General features: G+C 61.2%; 20 protein-coding genes. 13 read left to right on the top strand and 7 right to left on the bottom strand.

The genetic code is table 11. The features are described from left to right. The first annotated feature begins 149 nt into the window (after positions 1-149). Positions 150-422: an N-acetylmuramidase domain-containing protein gene (locus tag ASC74_RS32370; protein WP_269084618.1), complete on the top strand. Its 273-nt coding sequence runs from the start codon at positions 150-152 to the stop codon at positions 420-422. Further along, positions 352-942, top strand: coding sequence for an N-acetylmuramidase domain-containing protein (locus ASC74_RS32365; protein WP_269084617.1), 591 nt, complete (start codon positions 352-354; stop codon positions 940-942). Before ASC74_RS32370 ends, ASC74_RS32365 begins: the two co-directional genes overlap by 71 nt. 16 nt (positions 943-958) lie before the next feature. Here the strand turns inward: ASC74_RS32365 and glsB are convergent, their stop codons facing one another. Continuing rightward, positions 959-1,867 carry a glutaminase B gene (glsB, locus tag ASC74_RS12700; protein WP_046048962.1) on the bottom strand — a complete coding sequence of 303 codons (909 nt, stop codon included), beginning with the start codon at positions 1,865-1,867 and terminating at the stop codon, positions 959-961. Between the two features lie 369 nt (positions 1,868-2,236). Here glsB and ASC74_RS12695 point away from each other — a divergent pair, with 369 nt between their 5' ends. The 3 genes from ASC74_RS12695 (at position 2,237) to ASC74_RS12685 (ending at position 3,806) form a co-directional block, all read left to right on the top strand. After that, the gene (locus tag ASC74_RS12695) at positions 2,237-2,440 is read left to right on the top strand and encodes an HvfA family oxazolone/thioamide-modified RiPP metallophore (RefSeq protein WP_046048963.1); all 204 of its coding nucleotides are present in this window, start codon (positions 2,237-2,239) and stop codon (positions 2,438-2,440) included. Positions 2,441-2,497: 57 nt separating this feature from the next. Then, a complete protein-coding gene (locus ASC74_RS12690) occupies positions 2,498-3,013 on the top strand; it encodes an HvfX family Cu-binding RiPP maturation protein (protein WP_056741682.1) in 516 nt (171 codons plus the stop codon). A gap of 94 nt (positions 3,014-3,107) precedes the next feature. Further along, positions 3,108-3,806, top strand: a complete 699-nt coding sequence (locus ASC74_RS12685; RefSeq protein ID WP_046048965.1) for a dienelactone hydrolase family protein — start codon at positions 3,108-3,110, stop codon at positions 3,804-3,806. A 52-nt stretch (positions 3,807-3,858) separates the two neighbouring features. On the opposite strand, the gene ASC74_RS12680 is transcribed toward ASC74_RS12685, so the two are convergent. The 3 genes from ASC74_RS12680 to ASC74_RS12670 all read right to left on the bottom strand — a co-directional run bounded on the left by ASC74_RS12680 (position 3,859) and on the right by ASC74_RS12670 (position 6,126). Continuing rightward, positions 3,859-4,833 (bottom strand): nitrilase-related carbon-nitrogen hydrolase, encoded by a 975-nt coding sequence (locus ASC74_RS12680; protein ID WP_056741681.1) that lies wholly within the window; start codon positions 4,831-4,833, stop codon positions 3,859-3,861. 104 nt (positions 4,834-4,937) lie between these two features. Further along, the gene (locus ASC74_RS12675) at positions 4,938-5,870 is read right to left on the bottom strand and encodes a GlxA family transcriptional regulator (RefSeq protein WP_056741680.1); all 933 of its coding nucleotides are present in this window, start codon (positions 5,868-5,870) and stop codon (positions 4,938-4,940) included. A 55-nt stretch (positions 5,871-5,925) separates the two neighbouring features. Continuing rightward, positions 5,926-6,126, bottom strand: coding sequence for a YbdD/YjiX family protein (locus ASC74_RS12670; protein ID WP_056741679.1), 201 nt, complete (start codon positions 6,124-6,126; stop codon positions 5,926-5,928). A 174-nt stretch (positions 6,127-6,300) separates the two neighbouring features. On the opposite strand from ASC74_RS12670, the gene ASC74_RS12665 reads away from it, so the two are divergent. Further along, a complete protein-coding gene (locus ASC74_RS12665) occupies positions 6,301-6,786 on the top strand; it encodes an adenosine-specific kinase (RefSeq protein ID WP_056741678.1) in 486 nt (161 codons plus the stop codon). A gap of 10 nt (positions 6,787-6,796) precedes the next feature. On the opposite strand, the gene ASC74_RS12660 is transcribed toward ASC74_RS12665, so the two are convergent. Together ASC74_RS12660 and ASC74_RS12655 are read right to left on the bottom strand one after the other, a co-directional pair. Then, positions 6,797-8,110 (bottom strand): dicarboxylate/amino acid:cation symporter, encoded by a 1,314-nt coding sequence (locus ASC74_RS12660; protein ID WP_056741677.1) that lies wholly within the window; start codon positions 8,108-8,110, stop codon positions 6,797-6,799. Positions 8,111-8,197: 87 nt separating this feature from the next. Next, positions 8,198-9,253 (bottom strand): tartrate dehydrogenase, encoded by a 1,056-nt coding sequence (locus ASC74_RS12655; protein WP_056741676.1) that lies wholly within the window; start codon positions 9,251-9,253, stop codon positions 8,198-8,200. Positions 9,254-9,391: 138 nt separating this feature from the next. Between ASC74_RS12655 and ASC74_RS12650 the strand changes: the two genes are divergently transcribed. Beyond that, a complete protein-coding gene (locus ASC74_RS12650) occupies positions 9,392-10,315 on the top strand; it encodes a LysR family transcriptional regulator (RefSeq protein WP_056741675.1) in 924 nt (307 codons plus the stop codon). Between the two features lie 44 nt (positions 10,316-10,359). Here the strand turns inward: ASC74_RS12650 and ASC74_RS12645 are convergent, their stop codons facing one another. After that, entirely contained in the window at positions 10,360-11,646 is a 1,287-nt protein-coding gene (locus ASC74_RS12645; RefSeq protein ID WP_056741674.1) for an MFS transporter, read from the bottom strand. Between the two features lie 268 nt (positions 11,647-11,914). On the opposite strand from ASC74_RS12645, the gene ASC74_RS12640 reads away from it, so the two are divergent. From ASC74_RS12640 to ASC74_RS12615, 6 genes are all read left to right on the top strand, one after another. Continuing rightward, complete coding sequence (locus ASC74_RS12640; protein WP_056741673.1) at positions 11,915-12,655, top strand: SDR family oxidoreductase; 741 nt, start codon at positions 11,915-11,917, stop codon at positions 12,653-12,655. A 30-nt stretch (positions 12,656-12,685) separates the two neighbouring features. Then, complete coding sequence (locus ASC74_RS12635; RefSeq protein WP_056741672.1) at positions 12,686-13,534, top strand: ureidoglycolate lyase; 849 nt, start codon at positions 12,686-12,688, stop codon at positions 13,532-13,534. A 45-nt stretch (positions 13,535-13,579) separates the two neighbouring features. Further along, positions 13,580-14,554 (top strand): D-erythronate dehydrogenase, encoded by a 975-nt coding sequence (gene denD, locus ASC74_RS12630; protein WP_056741671.1) that lies wholly within the window; start codon positions 13,580-13,582, stop codon positions 14,552-14,554. Between the two features lie 70 nt (positions 14,555-14,624). Continuing rightward, on the top strand, positions 14,625-15,998 hold the full coding sequence (locus tag ASC74_RS12625) for an MFS transporter (protein WP_056741670.1): 1,374 nt from the start codon (positions 14,625-14,627) through the stop codon (positions 15,996-15,998). Continuing rightward, positions 15,995-16,879: an NAD(P)-dependent oxidoreductase gene (locus ASC74_RS12620; RefSeq protein WP_056741669.1), complete on the top strand. Its 885-nt coding sequence runs from the start codon at positions 15,995-15,997 to the stop codon at positions 16,877-16,879. The genes ASC74_RS12625 and ASC74_RS12620 overlap by 4 nt, the downstream gene beginning before the upstream one ends. Before the next feature lie 16 nt (positions 16,880-16,895). Next, positions 16,896-18,680 (top strand): IlvD/Edd family dehydratase, encoded by a 1,785-nt coding sequence (locus ASC74_RS12615; protein WP_056741668.1) that lies wholly within the window; start codon positions 16,896-16,898, stop codon positions 18,678-18,680. Positions 18,681-18,721: the final 41 nt, after the last annotated feature.

The following is an 18,721-nucleotide window of genomic DNA, read 5'->3' as shown; positions in this document are numbered from 1 at the left end:
CAGTGGGCGGCCGGAAAATGTATAGCAAAATCCCTGGAGCGTCATTAACCGCACGCCTGACCGGTGATCGAAAACCCGACGGCCCTGCACCCGGCCCTCCTACGCTAAAAGAGGTACATCAGCGTTTCCTGTTTTCCAAGGAGGCCGTCATGAGCGATGAATTCACAAGCCATGGAGCGGCCCTTGACGATGAAGGTCTGGCGGCTGCGCTGGACCTTGCCAAAGTCAGTGCCGCGCAACTCTGGGCTGTTTTGGCAGTAGAAACCTCCGGCAACGGGTTCTATCCCGATCGCCGTCCGAAAATCCTTTACGAGCGCCACGTATTCAGTCGTTTGACCCAGCAGAAGTTTGATGCGCAACACTCGGATCTCAGCAGCACCCCCCCCCGGCAACTATGGTGCAACGGGGCCGCATCAATATGACCGTCTGAACCTGGCTGTCGGCCTGAACAGGAACGCAGCCTTGCAAAGTACATCGTGGGGCCTGGGGCAGATCATGGGATTCAATTTTGCGCAGACAAATTCGGCGGATGTCGAGACGATGATCAAGCGGATGGTCGTGTCCGAAAACCAACAACTGCTGTGCACCGTTGGCACGCTGATCGAAGGCGGGTCAGTCGCGGCATTACGGGCCAAGGACTGGGCCAACTTTGCACGCCGCTACAACGGCCCCAACTACGCGATCAACAACTACGACGCGCGGCTCAGCGCGGCGTATCAGAAGTTCTCCTATGGCGGGACGCCGGACCTGAGAATCCGTATGGCGCAAACCTACTTGACATACCTGGGCTGGCATCCCGGCCCCGTCGACGGCATCGTCGGCAAACAGACCCGGGATGCGATGAACCTCTTTCAGGCAAAAGAGCACCTGGGCATCACCACGGTGCTGGACGATGAAACGCTGGCGCGTTTGCGCAGCCGGATCGAAGCGTTGCCGCCCTGACCCGGCGCCACCGTGTCTAGAACACCGACCAGCCAATCCGCTGACTCAGCAACTCCAGCGCGGCCATGCCCGCGAGGGAGTTGCCGGCGGCGTTCAACTCCGGTGACCAGACGCACACCGTGAATTGCCCCGGCACCACCGCGACAATCCCCCCGCCCACACCGCTCTTGCCGGGCAAACCGACGCGATAGGCAAAGTTGCCGGCTTCATCGTAGAGGCCGCTGGTGGCCATGATCGAGTTGACTTGCTGGGTCTGGCGGGCGGTGAGGATCTGTTCGCCGCTGTGCTTGCAGAAACCGTCATTGGCCAGAAAACAGAACGCCCGCGCCAGATCCACGCAGCTCATACGTAGCGCGCAATGGCTGAAATAACTGCGCAGTACTGCTTCGACGTCGTTGTGGAAATTGCCGAAAGACTGCATCAGATAAGCCATCGCCGCGTTGCGCGCGCGATGCTGGTATTCGGACTCGGCGACCTTGCCGTCCACCATGACTTGCGGGTTGCCGGACAGCCGACGGACAAAATCGCGCATCGACAGTGCCGGCGCGGCAAAGCGTGACTGGTTGATGTCGCAGATCACCAGCGCACCGGCATTGATGAAGGGGTTGCGCGGGCGCCCGCGCTCGAATTCCAGTTGCACCAGCGAATTGAACGGTTGGCCGGAAGGCTCGTGACCCAGGCGTTCCCAAATGGCTTCGCCGGAGTGTCCGATGGCCTGCACCAGGCTGAACACCTTGGAAATACTCTGCACCGAGAACAGCGTGTGGGCATCGCCGGCGCAATACAGTTCGCCGTCATTGCCATACACCGCAATGCCCAGCTGATCGGCCGGCACCGTGCCGAGGGCGGGAATGTAGTCAGCCACCTTGCCCTGGCCGATCAGGGGACGTACTGCGTCAAGGATCTCGTTCAACAGCGCTTGCATGCCGGGTTCCGAAGTCACGCCCCATGGGATTGCGGGGACACAGACGCTAGACGCCAGCGGTCGCGACCGGATCACAGTTATCTCCGGAGACACCACTGCCCCCCCTGTGGGAGCGGGCTTGCTCGCGAAGGCGGTGTGTCAGTCGACATCATTGTTAAATGACACACCGCCTTCGCGAGCAAGCCCGCTCCCACATTGGTTTTGTGTTGGCTGTGTATCGGAGTGTGTACAGCGCCCCCTCCGACACACCCCGCCCCTAAAACCCCACGCCAAAGACACATCGCAGATACACCTGCTTGATGAACTGTGCCTGTCGATTGGCCACGCCGATCAAAGCGCTCAACTCACTCAATGCTACGGAGTATCACCATGTTCAAGCTCTCGACTTCTTCTTTGACCCTCGGCCTGATCATCGCTGGCGGCCTGGCCCTGTCCAACGTGGCTTCGGCCTCCGAGTCCGAGGCGTTCAGCATGAAACAACTGGCCCACGGCTACAGCCAGGTCCAGGCCGACACGGCAGAAAAACCGGCGGAAGGTAAATGCGGCGAAGGCAAGTGCGGCGCCAGCGAGTAACCCTTTGCATGGGGCACCGCGTTGCCCCACTTCCCCGACTGAACGGAGATCAAGCCCATGACCACCTCACTCTCATCGGCCGTGAAAGGCCTGCACCTGAACCTCGACCGTGCCGGTAGCTGGATTGCGCCGCTGACCCTGCGGGTGTTCCTCGCCTGGGAGTTCTTCGAATCAGGCCTGGAAAAATTCAATGGCGAAAACTGGTTCGCCGATATTCAGGACAGCTTCCCGTTCCCCTTCAACCACGTGCCGGCCACGCTGAACTGGGAACTGTCGATGTGGGCCGAACTGATCTGCGCCCTGACCATACTGGTCGGCCTGGGAACGCGTATCTCGGCGATCATTTTGATCGTGGTCACGGTTGTCGCGACCGCTGCCGTTCACTGGCCGGCCGATTGGTCTACATTGAGTGAGCTTGCTCAGGGTTACGCCATCAGCAACAAGGGTCACGGCAACTTCAAACTGCCGCTGATCTACCTCGCGGCCTTTATGCCGCTGTTGCTCTCGGGTGCCGGCAAGCTTAGCCTTGATGCGCTGCTGGCTCGAGTCTTCTGGCGTCGCGATAACCGCTAAAGCGCCAGGGACTCGATAACGTCAAGAACCCAGCATCGACGACTGACAGCCCCAACCAGCTTCACCCCACTCACATGCGAAGACAGGAGCCACCATGAGCGTGACCACCCAATGGATCGAAATCGACAGCGCCGACGGTAAATTCGGCGCTTACCTGGCCATTCCGCACACCCGCAAAGGCCCGGGGATCGTGTTGATCCAGGAAATCTTTGGCGTGAACGAACACATTCGCTCGGTCGCCGAACAATACGCCGCCGACGGCTACCTGGTCATCGCACCGGACCTGTTCTGGCGCAGCGGCGCGCGCATCGAACTGGGTTACGACGAGACCGGCTGGAAACGCGCGGTCGAGTTGATGAACGCCACCGACGTCGGCAAGGCGCAGAAAGATATCGAACTGGCCATCGACGCTTTGAAAGCCCAGCCGGGTCTGGACGGCGGGATCGCCTCGATTGGTTACTGCTTCGGTGGTTTGCTCTCGTACCACACCGCCGCCAATGGGCTGGTGGACGTGGCCATCGCCTATTACGGCGGCGGAATCCAGAATCAGCTGGACCGGGCCGATGAAATCGAAGTGCCGCTGCTGATGCACTTCGGTGAACAGGACAGCCACATCCCACTGGAAGCCGTGGAGAAAATCGCCGAGCGTTTCGATACCAACGATAACGTGGAAATTGTCGTGTATCCGGAAGCCGAACATGGCTTCAACTGCTCGCACCGCGACAGCTACAACCAGCGCGCAGCGGTTGAGGCACATGGCAACACGCTGATCTTTTTGGGTATGGAACTGTAAGACCAGGCGAGCAAAAGGGGACTTCCAGAGTCCCCTTTTTTGTATCTGCCGTTTAACGACTGAGTTCTTCCACGGTATCGGTCACCGCCAATTTCGGATGTGCACTGCGTTCATGCACATGGCTCGTTGGTGTACGGTCGATCAGCAGGCTCAGCAGTTCCGGGCGGCTGTAGTGACCGCGCGAATCCATCATGCGTTTGCGCTTGTCGATCAGGCTCATGTCGAGGTCGACGATCACCTCGCCTTCGCCTTCAGTCAGCGAGCCCAGCACCACGCCGTCCGGGCTGATGATTGCGGTGAAGCAACCACCGGAAATCGGGCCGATGGGGCAGCCCGTGTCGGCCATGATTTGTGCCTGTTGCTCAGGGTTCAGCCAGGCCGTGGAGTTGACCACGAAGCAGGCCGCCTCCAATGCATGCTGACGAATGCTGACTTCCATTTGTGAAGCAAACAACGGACCTGCAAACGACCCCGGGTACATCGCCGCATGGATCTGTTCGCCGTCGGCCATCAAGGCATAACGAGCCAGCGGGTTGTAATGCTCCCAGCAGGCCAGTTGGCCGATGCGCCCTACTGCGCTGTCGGTGGCGCGCAGGCCTGAGCCATCGCCCATGCCCCAGATCATGCGTTCGTGATAGGTCGGGGAAATCTTGCGGCGATGCTGAATCAGGGTGCCGTCGGCATCGAACAACAACTGCGTGTTGTACAGCGTGCCGCCGTCACGTTCATTGACGCCGATGGAAACCACCATGCCGGCCTGTCTGGCGGCGGCACCGATGGCCTCGGTGGCAGCCGAAGGGACAGTGACGGCCTGATCCAGCAGTTTGAGGTGTTCAGCCGCCATTTCGAAAGGCGACTGAACGAACGAGAAATACGGGTAGTAAGGCACGATGGTTTCCGGGAACACGGCGAACTGCACGCACTGCTCGCCGAGTTCGAGAATCTTCTGCACCACTTTGTCGACGGTGCCTTCACGGCTATAGAGCACTGGGCTGATTTGTACGGCGGCGGCTTTGACGAGGGTCATGACGGTGATCTCATTGAGGGAGTGGACTTCAACGAGATCAAAATTACGCCAATAATATTTAGGCCGAAATGTCGAATACACCACCTTTTAGGACATCCTGAGCATCACCCGCGATTGGCTCGCTGAATGACCTGCGGTGGCTGGCCGAATGCTCGGATAAACGCCCGACGCATCCGCTCCCGATCGCCAAAACCGGTATCGGTCGCCACCACGTCGATGGGGTGCCGACCGGTTTCCATCATCAGACGCGCCGCTTCCACCCGCAGGTTTTCGATGGCCTTGGCCGGTGATTGCCCGGTTTCGGCGTGGAACACGCGACTGAACTGTCGAGGGCTGAGGTTGGCGGCGCTGGCCAGTTCCTCGACCGACAGCGCGGACTTCAGGTTCTGCTTGGCATAGGCCAACGCGGCCTGGATGCGATCGGTCTTGGGCTCCAGTTCGAGCATCACCGAAAACTGCGACTGCCCTCCCGCGCGCCGGTGGTACACCACCAATTGCCGGGCCACGCGCCGCGCCACCTCCGCGCCCAGGTCGCTTTCAACCAGGGCCAGTGCCAAATCAACGCAAGCGCTCATGCCCGCAGCCGTCCAGATATTGCCGTCGTTGATGAAGATCCGGTCTTCTTCGACCTTCACTTTCGGGTACGCCTTCTGTAGCGCCGGTGCATGGCACCAGTGCGTGGTGGCCCGCCGACCGTCCAGCAAACCGGCCTCGGCCAGCGCAATGGCGCCGGTGCAGATCGAGCCCAGACGCCGGGTGGTCCGACTGGCGTTGCGCAAAAACGCCACCATGCCCGGTGATACCGGACGGATCAGGTTGTCGCCCAGCACCAGTAGCGTGTCGAACGAGCGCTGGTCGAACGCCGAGGTTTCCACGCCAAACCCGGCGGAGGTCTGCACTGTACCGCCGTACTCGGACAGCAGGGCAATGTTGTACGCCGGTTCGTCGGTGGCCATGTTGGCCAATTCGAACGTGGCGCACATGGCCAGGCCCAACACCTGAAACCCGGGGTAAACGATGAGTCCGATGGTGTGCATGGTGGCGGCTTCTTTTGACCGTAAAGGTGGTCGATGCGTTGAACTATACGAAGTTCTAGCAGCAACGGGTATTGCATTTCCCACGGCCGAAACGGGCCTCCTGACGCTCACGGAAAAACGCCGAATAGCTCATGACCGGCTCGCCGGGATGATTGAGCGCCATTTGCGCAATGTAGTTGTCGTAATCGGGCACGCCGACCATTAAACGCGCGCTCTGACTGAGGAACTTCGCGACATGCTGCAGTTTGCTGTACATGGCAAATCTCTCTATGAGTGTGGGACTGGCCCATGAAAGCGCACCGATGTATCTGCACTGTGTCAGCGCCGGGGCGCTTTGTATGTTCAAGTATCAAACGCATCGATGCTCAACGCCCGGCTCGTTCTCACGCTAGGCTGAAGAATAACGACATCGTGAAAGGAGGCGTTCGAGATGCAACTCATCACGTTGAAAATCGACAAACCGGAAGCGACGAACTTCATTTTCGGTCAGACCCACTTCATCAAATCCGTCGAGGACATCCACGAAGCGTTGGTCAATGCCGTACCAGGTATCCGCTTTGGCGTGGCCTTTTGCGAAGCCTCCGGTAAATGCCTGGTGCGCTGGTCTGGCACCGATACCGCCATGATCGAACTGGCCCGGAGCAATGCCCAAGCCATCGGCGCAGGCCATAGCTTCATCATTTTCCTCGACGATGGCTTCTATCCCGTAAACGTTTTGAACGTCGTCAAAATGGTCCCGGAGGTGTGCCGCATTTTTTGTGCAACGGCCAATCCGACCGAGGTGATTCTTGCCGAGACGGACCAAGGACGAGCGATTCTGGGCGTGGTGGATGGCTACTGTGCCCGTGGCATTGAAGGCGAGGAAGACATCCTGTGGCGCAAGAACCTGTTGCGGCAGATCGGCTACAAACTTTGAACACGCTCAGTTAACCAGGCGCTGAATGAGCAGAAATAACCTCTGCCTGAGCCGTCGCGGGTTTATCCCTTTCGACCTCACCATTCAACGCCTTGTGCATTTTCACGGTGTCCAGCGCCCCGACCCATTTGGCAATGGCCATTGTCCCGACGCCATTGCCGATGGTGTTGGTGATCGCACGCGCTTCCGACATGAACCGGTCGACGCCCAACAGCAGCACCATGCCCGCCACCGGAATGGTGCCAAGGGACGATAGCGTCGCTGCCAGAATGATGAATCCCGAGCCGGTGACACCGGCAGAGCCCTTGGAGGTAAACATCAGCACGGCCAGTACGATCAACTGATCCGTCAGGGTCAGCGGTGTGTTCGTGGCCTGCGCGATGAAGATCGCGGCGATGGTGTAGTAGATCGCCTGTCCGTCCGGGTTGAAGGTCAAGCCTGAGGGAATGATCAGGCCGGCGACGGGTTTGGAAACACCGGCCTTTTCCATCTTGGAAATCATCTGCGGCAGCACCGATTCCGAAGAGCTGGTGCCGAGGACAGTAAACAGTTCTTCCTTGATAAATTTCAGAAACTTCCACAGGCTGAATCCGCTGTAGCGGCAGATCGGGCCCAGTACAAAAATCACGAACACAGCACAGGTCAGGTAGACACAGGCCATCAGCTTGCCGAGTGAGAACAGCGAGCCAAAGCCGTATTTGCCGATGGTGAAGGCTATCGCCCCGAAGGCGCCGATGGGTGCCAGACGCATGACCATGTTGACGATGCGAAACATGCCCTGCATCAGGCTGTCCAGCGTGTCGACGAACACCTTGGCACGAGGCCCGACATGCGCGAGGGCAATGCCCAGCAGGATGGAGAACAGCAATATTTGCAGCACGTTGCCCTTGGCGAAGGCATCCACGATGGTGTCGGGGATGATGTTCATCACAAAGTCCATGAACGACGCATGCTTCACGGCGCTGGTGTAGGTAGCCAGGCTGGACGTATCCAGCGTGGCGACATCGATGTTCATGCCGGCGCCGGGTTTGAACACGTCGACCACCACCAGGCCGACGACCAGCGCCAGGGTGGACACCACTTCGAAATAGATCAGCGCACGAAAGCCGACACGCCCCAACTCCTTCATGTTCTCCATGCGTGCAATGCCCGTGACCACCGTCAGGAAGATCACCGGGGCGAGGAGCATTTTGATCAGTTTGATGAACGCGTCGCCCAAGGGTTTGAGCGCTGTTCCGGTTTCGGGCACGAACACCCCGACGATGGCGCCGAGGATCACAGCGATGAGCACTTGTACGTAAAGTTTGCCGAATATTCTTTTCATGACAGGGCCCTGATTTTTTATTGTTGTCAGGAAATACCAAGGGGTCTGACCGGTGATCAGCCCCTTGGCGTTGTGCCGCAGCTTGAATCAGCGTTTGATCAACTTGATGACCGCATCCGTGATCTGGCGGGTGGTGGCCGTGCCGCCCAGATCCGGGGTATGCAGACCGCTCTCGGTCACCGCCTCGATGGCCGACATCAGGTGCTTCGCCGCGGCCGCTTCGCCCAGGTGTTCGAGCATCATTGCCGCTGTCCAGAATGTGGCGATCGGGTTGGCCACGCCTTTGCCGGTGATGTCGAAGGCCGAGCCGTGGATCGGTTCGAACATCGAGGGGAATTTGCGTGACGGGTTGAGGTTGGCGGTCGGCGCGATGCCCAGGCTGCCGGACAACGCGGCGGCCAGATCAGACAGGATGTCGGCGTGCAGGTTAGTGGCGACGATCACGTCCAGCGTCGACGGTTTGAGCACCATGCGCGTGGTCACGGCGTCGACCAGTTCCTTGTCGATCCTGACGTCCGGAAAGTCCTTGGCGACTTCGTAGAAGATCTCGTCCCACAGCACCATGCCATGACGCTGGGCGTTGGATTTGGTGACCATGGTCAGGTGCTTGCGCGGACGACTTTGCGCCAGTTCGAAAGCGAAACGGTGAATGCGCTCGACCCCGGCACGGGTGAACACCGACACTTCGGTGGCGACTTCTTCGGGCAGCCCCCGGTGGACACGACCGCCGTTGCCGGAGTACTCGCCCTCGGAGTTTTCACGCACCACGACCCAATCGATCTGATCACCATTGAGCAGCGGGCTTTTGACCCCTGGCAGTACGCGAGCCGGGCGCACGTTGGCGTATTGGTCGAAGCCCTGGCAAATCGGCAGACGCAGGCCCCACAGCGAAATGTGATCCGGTACATTGAGCGCACCGACAGCGCCGAAGAAAATGGCGTCGAAGGTTTTCAGCTCTTCCAGGCCACCTTCCGGGATGTAGTAGCCGTTTTTAAGGTAGTTGTCCGAGTTCCAGTCGAAGTGTTTGAAATCCAGTTCGAAGCCGGACTTTGTCGACAAGGCTTGCAGCACCTCGACGCCCGCGGCGATCACTTCTACACCGATACCATCACCTGGAACCGCAGCAATTTTGTATGCGCTCATCAATTAACTCCACTCTCGTCACGTTCTTGTTGTGCCTGTCGAACGGGGGTGTTCAATCAGGGTGTGAGCGGAGTATATGTAGTGAACAGATGAGCGTGAGTTACTCCAAATCACTACATAGATGAATTTGAGTTACCAATGAGCCAAACCCTGGATTTGTCTTTTTTCTACCTGCTGGCCAACAAAGGCAGCCTGGCGGCGACGGCTCGCGAGCTCGGCGTCACACCGCCTGCGGTGAGCAAACGCCTGACCGCGCTGGAAGCACGGCTAGGCATCCGCCTGGTCAACCGCACCACGCGCTCGATGAGCCTGACCTCGGAAGGTGAACTGTATTTTTCCCATGCCGCGCGCATCCTGACGCAGATCGATGAGGTCGAGCAGCTGATCAGCAGCAGTCGGGCGACGCCTAAAGGCCTGATTCGCGTCAACGCTTCGCTGGGATTCGGTCGGCGCTACATCGGCCCGGCCCTGGGCGCGTTCTTCGCGCAGTACCCGGAGGTGGAAATACAGCTGGAAATCAGCGACCACCCGCTGGACCTGACGACTCACGGGTTTGACCTGGGAATTCGTTTCGGCACGCTGCCGGACGCCGCCTTCCATGCCCGAAAGATCGCGTCCAACCGCCGTCTGTTATGCGCCTCGCCGCTGTACCTGGAAAAGCACGGCGTGCCCCAACGCTTGGCGGATTTACAGCAACACAACTGCATCTTCCTGCGGCAAAACGAAACGCCCTACGGCGTGTGGAGTTTCACCAACGGTGGGCGCACGCAAAACATCAAAGTGCGCGGAGCCTTGGGCTGCAACGACGGTGAAGTGGCCCTGAACTGGGCGCTGGAAGGTTACGGCATTCTGCTGCGGGCCGAATGGGACATTGCCCGTTACGTGCGCAGTGGCCGCTTGCGCCTGGTGCTGGAGGATCAGACCCCCACCCGCGCCGATGTCTACGCCGTGTACCCGCAACAGTTGCACCTGTCGGCGCGGGTACGCAGCCTGATCGATTTTTTGGTTGAGCGCTTCAAGCACATCGATCACCTGGAGGAACCGGAATCTACGCGGGACTGAACAGGACTCAGACATCACCTGACGGGCAGCTTGCTACGAACGTTTCATACCGCAGCGTGAGCGCCGTCGACCGTCGCCAACGGTGGTGCTTTCGCCGTCGGCTCTTTGAGCAGTACGAAATACGCCAGGGCCGAGCACGCCGCCACTACCGCGCTGATCACGAACGCCGCGCTGAACGAACCGCTCTGCTGCACGCTGAACCCGGTGAGAATCGGCGCAATGGAGCCCGCCAGGTACCCGCCAAAATTCTGGATCGAGCCGAAAGACGCCACCCGCTCCGACGGCACGATGGTGTTGACGATCATCCACGCCGTGGCGCTGGAAATATTGATGAAAAACATCGTCAGGCACAGCAGTACCACGCAGGCCACCACGTTGGTGGTGAATGCCACGATCAGGGTAAACAGCGCCCCGCCAAGCAAACCCATTATCACCATCAGCTTGCGGCTGGCGAGTACCTTCAACCCGCGCGCTACCAGCCGGTCGCAGGCCTTGCCGGCGACGATGGTGCCCACCGCGCCGAACAAATAGGCCAGCGACACCACCCAGGCGGTACGGTACAGGTCCAGGCCGTGCTCACGTTCAAAATAGCCGGGCAACCAGGTGAGGTTGAGCCAGATCATGTAGATCACGCCCATGAAACCGAGAAAGGCGCCCCACGTATTGCGCTCCTTGAACAGCGCCGTCCAGCGCACCCGCGGCGCCGCGCTTCGCTGGGCCGGCGTTGGCAGCGGTTCGGCGCGGCCCGTCTCGGCCATGTACTGCGCCTTGCTCTTGTAGAAGGTGAACCAGCACGCGGCCAGCACCAGGCCAATGATACCGGTGAGTACGAACATGCCACGCCAGCCCAGGTTCACCATGAACACCGTCAGCAATGGCGGTGCCAGGCATGGGCCGATGCAGGTCGACGACCAGACCCAGCCGGTTGCCGTGCCGCGCTCCTGAGTGTCGAACCACTCCGACAGCGCCTTGGCTGCCGAGGGAAAGACCGGTGCCTCACCAATGCCCAGCAGCACCCGCAAGCCAACCAGCTGGCCGTAGCTGCTGAACAGGCCGAAGGCCGCTTGTGCCACCGACCAGACAATAAGCGAGCCGCCTAGCGCCAGCTTGCTGCCCAGTCGGTCAATCAAGGCGCCAAGCGGTAACTGCGAGAAGGCGTAGGCGATGGAAAAGGCCGAAAGCATGATGCCCATTTGCATCGGGCTGATGGCCAGGTCTTTCTGGATGGAGGTGTTGGCGATGGACAGCGCACTGCGGTCCAGGTAGTTGACCACGCCGATCAGGAACAGAAAAAGGATGGTCAGCGTCTTGTAGCTTTTTATTGTTCTCATGCGCGCCTCTGCTGAGCGGTTGCCGCCCTTACGGTAGGGCGTCGTGCACTCTAGTAGGCCGATCGCCAGCTGCCCAATGACATGATTCGATCAACCGATAACCACGGGTTATCACAGCGACTCCGGCGGCTGGAAGTTTAACTAAAGGCGACGCCGGCCATTTGATAACTTCCGGTTATTGGTGGTTGAGAATATCTCATTGGCGCTTATCGGCGAGCAGCACTAGGGTTTTGGCCATTGCGCCAAACAATAACAATGGAAAACCACCATGAACCTCGCCAACAAACGCGTTCTGATCACCGCCGCGGCTCAAGGCATAGGTCGCGCATCGGTGCTGGCCTTCCAGGAAGCCGGCGCCCAGGTCATCGCCACCGACCTGAACATCGAAGCGCTGAAGGACATCCCCGGCATCCGGGCCTTGCAACTGGACGTGACCCAGCCTTCGGCCATCGATGCGATCTGCCAACAGGTGGGCACACTGGACGTGCTGTTCAACTGTGCCGGCTACGTGCACAGCGGAGCATTGCTCGACTGCGACGAACAGGCCTGGCAGCGCTCCTTCGCCCTCAATGTCAGCGCCATGTACCACATGATCCGCGCGTTCCTGCCGGGCATGCTGGCGGCGGGCGGTGGCAGTATTGTCAACATGGCCTCGGTGGCCTCCAGTGTGAAAGGCGTGCCCAACCGCTTTGCCTACACGGCCAGCAAGGCCGCCGTCATCGGCCTGACCAAATCGGTGGCCACCGACTACGTCCGCCAAGGCATTCGGTGTAACGCCATTTGCCCCGGCACTGTCGATTCGCCTTCCCTGCGCCAACGCATTGCCGAACAGGCGCGTGAACAGGGCCGTTCGGAGTCGGAGGTGTATCAGGCCTTTGTCGACCGCCAGCCCATGGGCCGCATCGGCACGCCCGAAGAAATCGCCCGCCTGGCGTTGTACCTGGCCAGCGACGCCAGTGCCTATACCACCGGTGGCGTACACATCATCGATGGCGGGATGAGCGTCTGACCCTTTTTTCTCCCATTCAGGATTCCTCGTATGAAACTACTGCGCTATGGCGACAAGGGCCAGGAAAAACCCGGCCTGCTGGACACTCAAGGAAATATTCGCGATTTGTCTGCCCATATTTCCGATGTGGCCGGCAAGGCCCTGGACCTCTCTAGCCTGACTGCCCTGGGCAAACTCGACCCCAACAGCCTGCCACTGGTCAGCGGCTCGCCGCGCATCGGCGCCTGCGTCGGCCAAGTGGGCAAGTTCATCTGCATCGGCCTCAATTACGCCGACCATGCGGCAGAATCGAACATGCCGGTACCCACTGAACCCGTGGTGTTTAACAAATGGACCAGCGCCATCTGCGGTCCCTTTGATGACGTCGAGATCCCGCGCGGTTCGACCAAGACCGACTGGGAAGTCGAGCTGGGTGTGGTGATTGGCAAGGGCGGTCGCTACATAGACGAAAGCAACGCCATGGAGCACGTTGCCGGCTACTGCGTGATCAACGACGTATCCGAGCGCGAATGGCAGCTGGAGCGTGGCGGCACCTGGGACAAGGGCAAAGGCTTCGACACCTTCGGCCCCATCGGCCCTTGGCTGGTGACCCGCGACGAAATCGCCGATCCCCATCAGCTCGATCTCTGGCTGGAAGTCGACGGGCATCGCTACCAGAACGGCAACACGCGCACGCTGGTGTTCCAGATCCCCGCGTTGATCGCCTACCTGAGCCGCTGCATGTCGCTGCAGCCGGGCGACATCATCTCCACGGGCACGCCACCAGGCGTAGGTCTGGGTGTCAAACCGTCCCCGGTATTTCTGCGCGCCGGCCAGGAAATGCGCTTGGGCATCGCGGGCCTTGGCGAGCAACTCCAGCGCACGGTTCAAGCGGACTGACTCCAGGCAAGCCTTGCGAACAATCATAAGAAACAGGAGCAAGACATGCGGATTCTCATCACCGGCGGCACCGGCTTTATCGGTAAGCAACTGGCCCGGCGCCTGCTGGATCTGAACAGCCTGACCCTCGAAGGCCAGGCGCCCCGCCCCATTGAGCGCATTGTGCTGTTCGACGCCTTTGCCGGCGAAGACCTGCCCAGCGACCCACGCATCGAACTCGTCACCGGCAATGTTGCCGACCCCGAGGTAATGGCGCGGGTCACCGATGGCGTTGACCTTGTGTGGCACCTGGCGGCGGTGGTCAGTTCGGCCGCCGAGGCGGATTTCGACCTGGGCATGCAGGTCAATCTGCACGGTCTGATGACGCTGCTGGAAACCCTGCGCAAGCAAGGCAATACGCCGCGCTTCGTCTACGCCAGTGGCTTCGCGGTGTTTGGCGGCAAGTTGCCCGAGGTTGTCGACGACGACACCGTGCTCACCCCGCAATCGTCCTATGGCATGCAAAAAGCGGTCGGCGAACTGCTGGTGGCCGACTATGCACGCAAGGGCTTTGTCGACGGGCGTGTATTGCGCCTGCCCACGGTGGCCGTACGTCCCGGCAAGCCAAACAAGGCAGCCTCGACCTTCTTCAGTTCGATCATCCGCGAACCGCTGGTGGGTCAGCCTGCGGTCTGCCCGGTGCGCCCGGACACGCAGGTGTACCTCACCTCGCCACGCCGCGTTGTCGAATCGATGTTGCTCGGCATGACCCTGTCACCACAGACCTTGGGCAATCAGCGGATCATTCCCCTGCCCGGCGTGACCACCACCGTCGCCGACATGGTCAGCGCCCTGCAACGGGTGGCAGGCGCTGAGGTGGTCAAGCTGATTCGCTGGGAGCCGGACACCACCATACAGCGCATCGTCGAAAGCTGGCCGAGCCAGGTCGAGGCGCCACGTGCACGCGCCCTGGGCTTTACTGCCGACGCCGACTTCGACGCCATCGTGCGCGCCCATGTTGAGGACTCCACCGCAGGCTAGCGGCAGGCAAGGCCCGATTCACGCTTGCAACCATGAAAACAACAACAAAAATAATGCGAGGCGGTGCGACATGATGACTCCACACCCCGATGTCTCGGAGATTGAAAAACAGACTATCAAGCGCGTGACCCAGCGCCTGATTCCCTTTCTCATCACGCTGTTCGTGGTGGCCTTCCTGGACCGCAACAATGTCGGCTTCGCGGCGTTGCGGATGAACGACGATATCGGCATCAGCCAGACCATCTATGGCCTGGGAGCGGGGATTTTCTTTCTCGGCTACTTCATGTTCGAAGTGCCGAGCAATATCCTGCTGCACCGCTTCGGCGCCAGGGTCTGGCTGGCGCGGATCATGGTGACCTGGGGCATCATCGCTGGCGCCATGGGGTTTCTGCAGACGGCCGGGCACTTCATCACCCTGCGCGTGCTGCTGGGCATTGCCGAAGCCGGGTTCTTCCCCGGCGTAATTTATCTGCTGTCGCTGTGGTTCCCCAGCCGTTACCGCGCCCGCATGATCGCCACCTTCTACCTCGGCGTGCCCATCGCCCAGGTGCTGGGCGCGCCGCTGTCGGTGGGGCTGATGCAACTGGGCGACGCCTGGGGCTTCGTCGGCTGGCGCTTGATGTACATCGTCGAAGCCGTCCCTGCAATCATCCTGGGAGTGGTCTGCTACTTCTATCTCACCGACCGCCCGGCCGATGCCCATTGGCTGACCCCCGAACAGCGGCAATGGTTGATCAACACCCTCGAGCAGGAAGAGCGCAGCAAACCGCTGGTGGTGGGCGTGCAACCGACCAAGGGCCAGATGATCCGCAAGGCCCTGTGCAGCCGTCAGGTGTGGATGCTGGCGCTGGTGTACTTCGGCATCACCTCGGGTTCCAACGCCATGAACTTCTTCATGCCCACCGTGCTGGCGTCGTTCCGTGTCTCGTTTGGGCTGGAGATCGGCCTGATGCAAAACGGGCTGATCACTGCCATCCCCTACGCCGTCGCCGCAGTCGCGATGATCTGGTGGAGCCGCCGCTCAGACCGTCTGCAGGAGCGTCACTGGCATGCGGGCGGCGCGGCGATGCTGGCTGCCGTCTCCATCGCTGTGGCGCTGCTGCTCAACCAGCCGTGGATCATCGTCATCGGTTTCGTGTTGCTGGCCATGGGCGTGTACAGCGCAATCAACGTGTTCTGGGCCGTGCCGGGACAGGTGCTGACCGGAGTCGGGGCCGCGGCAGGGATTGGCCTGATAAATTCCATCGGCAACCTCAGCGGCTTCGTCGGTCCTTACCTGACAGGGCTCCTGTTCAACATGACCGGCAGCTACACGCCGGGCTTCCTGGTCATTGCCGCACTGGTCGGCGCCGGCGGGCTGGGCATGGTGTTGATGCCACGCAATAAGGTGTCGCAGGTCGGCGCGTCTATCACTCCGGCTCAAGCACTGGGAGGCAAGGCATGACCCTTCAAACCGTAGCGTTTATCGGTACAGGCATCATGGGCAAGCCCATGGTCCGCAACCTGCTGCAGGCCGGTTACCCGGTGCGGGCCTGGAACCGGTCGGCGGCCAAGGCGACGGAACTGTCCGCACACGGCGCCGAGATTGTCGAGACGGCGGCCCAAGCAGCAGACGGCGCACAGGTGCTGATCTGCATGCTCAGCGATGGCCCGACCTGTGATCAGCTGTTGTTCGGCGAAGGCGGCGCCGCGCTGGCATTGGCGGCGGGGGCACTGGTGATCGTGATGAGTTCGATTCCCGTCGAAACCGCGCTCGAGCAGGCGCACCGGTGTGCAGCGCGAGGGCTGCGCTACCTCGACGCACCGGTTTCCGGCGGCGAACGGGGCGCTCGCGAAGGCAGCCTGGCGATCATGGTCGGCGGCGAAGCGGCGGCCTTCGAACAGGGCCGCGACGTGCTGGCCGCTATGGGCCGCCCCGTGCACGTCGGCCCGGCCGGCACCGGCGAGCTGTCCAAGCTGGTCAACCAGTTGATCGTCGCCAGCACCATCGCCACCGTCGCCGAGGGCCTGCTGCTGGCCGAGCGCGGCGGCGCTGACCCAGCCAAGGTCCACGAGGCGCTGCTGGGCGGTTTCGTCGACTCGCCGATCTGGCGTCAGCATGGTCAGCGCATGCTCGACAACGATTTCACCCCCGGCGGCCCCGCCAAATGGCAACTCAAGGACACCCGCACTGCCCTCGCGCAAGCGCGGACACTGGGCCTGACGTTGCCCGTGGCCAGCCTGGTCGACGGCCTGTTCCAGGCCATGGTCGACGCCGGCGACGGCGAACTCGACCACGCCGGACTGATCCGCCAGTTGCGCCGCCAAAACCATATGCCTGTATAACCTGATGGAGCCTGTCATGACCGATTCAACCCCACGCCGTCTGCGCAGTCAGCTGTGGTTCGACGACCCCAGCCACGCCGACCTCACCGCGCTGTACGTGGAACGCTACATGAACCAGGGCCTGACCCGCGCTGAACTGCAATCGGGTCGGCCGATCATTGGTATCGCCCAGACAGGCAGTGACCTGACCCCCTGCAACCGCCATCACATCGAACTGGCCAAGCGGGTCAAGGACGGCATCCGCGACGCGGGCGGCATCCCGATGGAATTCCCCGTGCACCCGATCGCCGAGCAATCGCGCCGGCCAACGGCGGCGCTGGACCGCAACCTCGCCTACCTGGGCCTGGTGGAAGTGCTGCACGGCTACCCGCTCGATGGCGTTGTACTCACCACCGGCTGCGACAAAACCACCCCGGCCTGCCTGATGGCGGCGGCCACCACCGATTTGCCGTCAATCGTCCTGTCCGGCGGGCCCATGCTCGACGGCTGGCACAAGGGCCAGCGGATCGGCTCTGGCACCGTGCTGTGGCATGCACGCAATCTGCTCAGCGCCGGCGAGATCGATTACGAGGGGTTCATGACTCTGACCACCGCCTCATCACCGTCGGTGGGCCACTGCAACACCATGGGCACTGCCCTGTCGATGAACGCCTTGGCCGAAGCACTGGGCATGTCGCTGCCCGGCTGCGCGAGCATCCCGGCGCCTTACCGCGAGCGCGGGCAGATGGCCTATGCCACCGGCCTGCGGATTGTCGACCTGGTGCGCGAAGACGTGCGTCCTTCACACATCATGACCCTCGCCGCGTTTGAAAACGCCATCGCCGTCGCCTCCGCGCTGGGCGCCTCCACCAACTGCCCGCCGCACCTGATTGCGATTGCCCGCCATAGCGGTATCGACCTGTCGCTGGAGGACTGGCAGCGCGTCGGCGAAGACGTGCCGCTGCTGGTCAATTGCATGCCGGCAGGTGAATACCTGGGAGAAAGCTTTCACCGTGCCGGCGGCGTGCCGGCAGTGATGCATGAGCTGGACAAGGTTGGCCGTCTGCACCGCGACTGCCGTTCGGTCAGTGGGCGCAGCATGGGCGAGATCGTCGAAAGCGCAGTGACCGGCGACCGCGACGTGATCCGCTCGTGCGAAGACCCGCTCAAGCATCGCGCCGGGTTCATCGTGCTCAGCGGCAATTTCTTCGACAGTGCAATCATGAAGATGTCGGTGGTGGGCGAAGCCTTTCGCAGCACCTACCTCAGCGACCCGCTACAACCCAACTGTTTCGAGGCGCGCGCCATCGTTTTCGAGGGCCCCGAAGACTATCAGGCACGGATCAACGATCCGGCCCTGGACATTGATGAGCGCTGTATCCTGGTGATTCGCGGCTGTGGCACCGTCGGCTACCCCGGCAGCGCCGAGGTCGTGAATATGGCGCCGCCATCAGCGCTGATCAAAGCCGGCATCGACGCGCTGCCGTGCCTGGGTGACGGCCGCCAAAGCGGCACCTCAGCCAGCCCGTCGATTCTCAACATGTCGCCGGAATCCGCCGTGGGCGGCGGCCTCTCGTTGCTGCGTACCGGCGACCGCCTGCGTGTCGACCTCAATGCGCGCAGCGTCAACCTGCTGGTGGACGAAGCCGAACTGGACGCACGTCGCCAGGAACCGCTACCCGCCCTCGCCCCCTCGCAAACGCCTTGGCAGGAACTCTACCGGCAACTGGTCGGCCAGCTGTCCACGGGCGGTTGCCTGGAACCGGCGACCCTGTACTGGCGCGTCATCCCGGAAAACGGGCCTCCTCGCCATTCCCATTGAGCCCAAGGATTGCTCGGCTAGCCAAGACCCGTAGCAGCCTT

Source organism: Pseudomonas sp. Root329 (assembly GCF_001424925.1).
GTDB lineage: Bacteria > Pseudomonadota > Gammaproteobacteria > Pseudomonadales > Pseudomonadaceae > Aquipseudomonas > Aquipseudomonas arabinosi.
The sequence above is the reverse complement of the archived record's forward strand: the minus strand, read 5'-3'. Positions and strand labels throughout refer to the sequence as shown.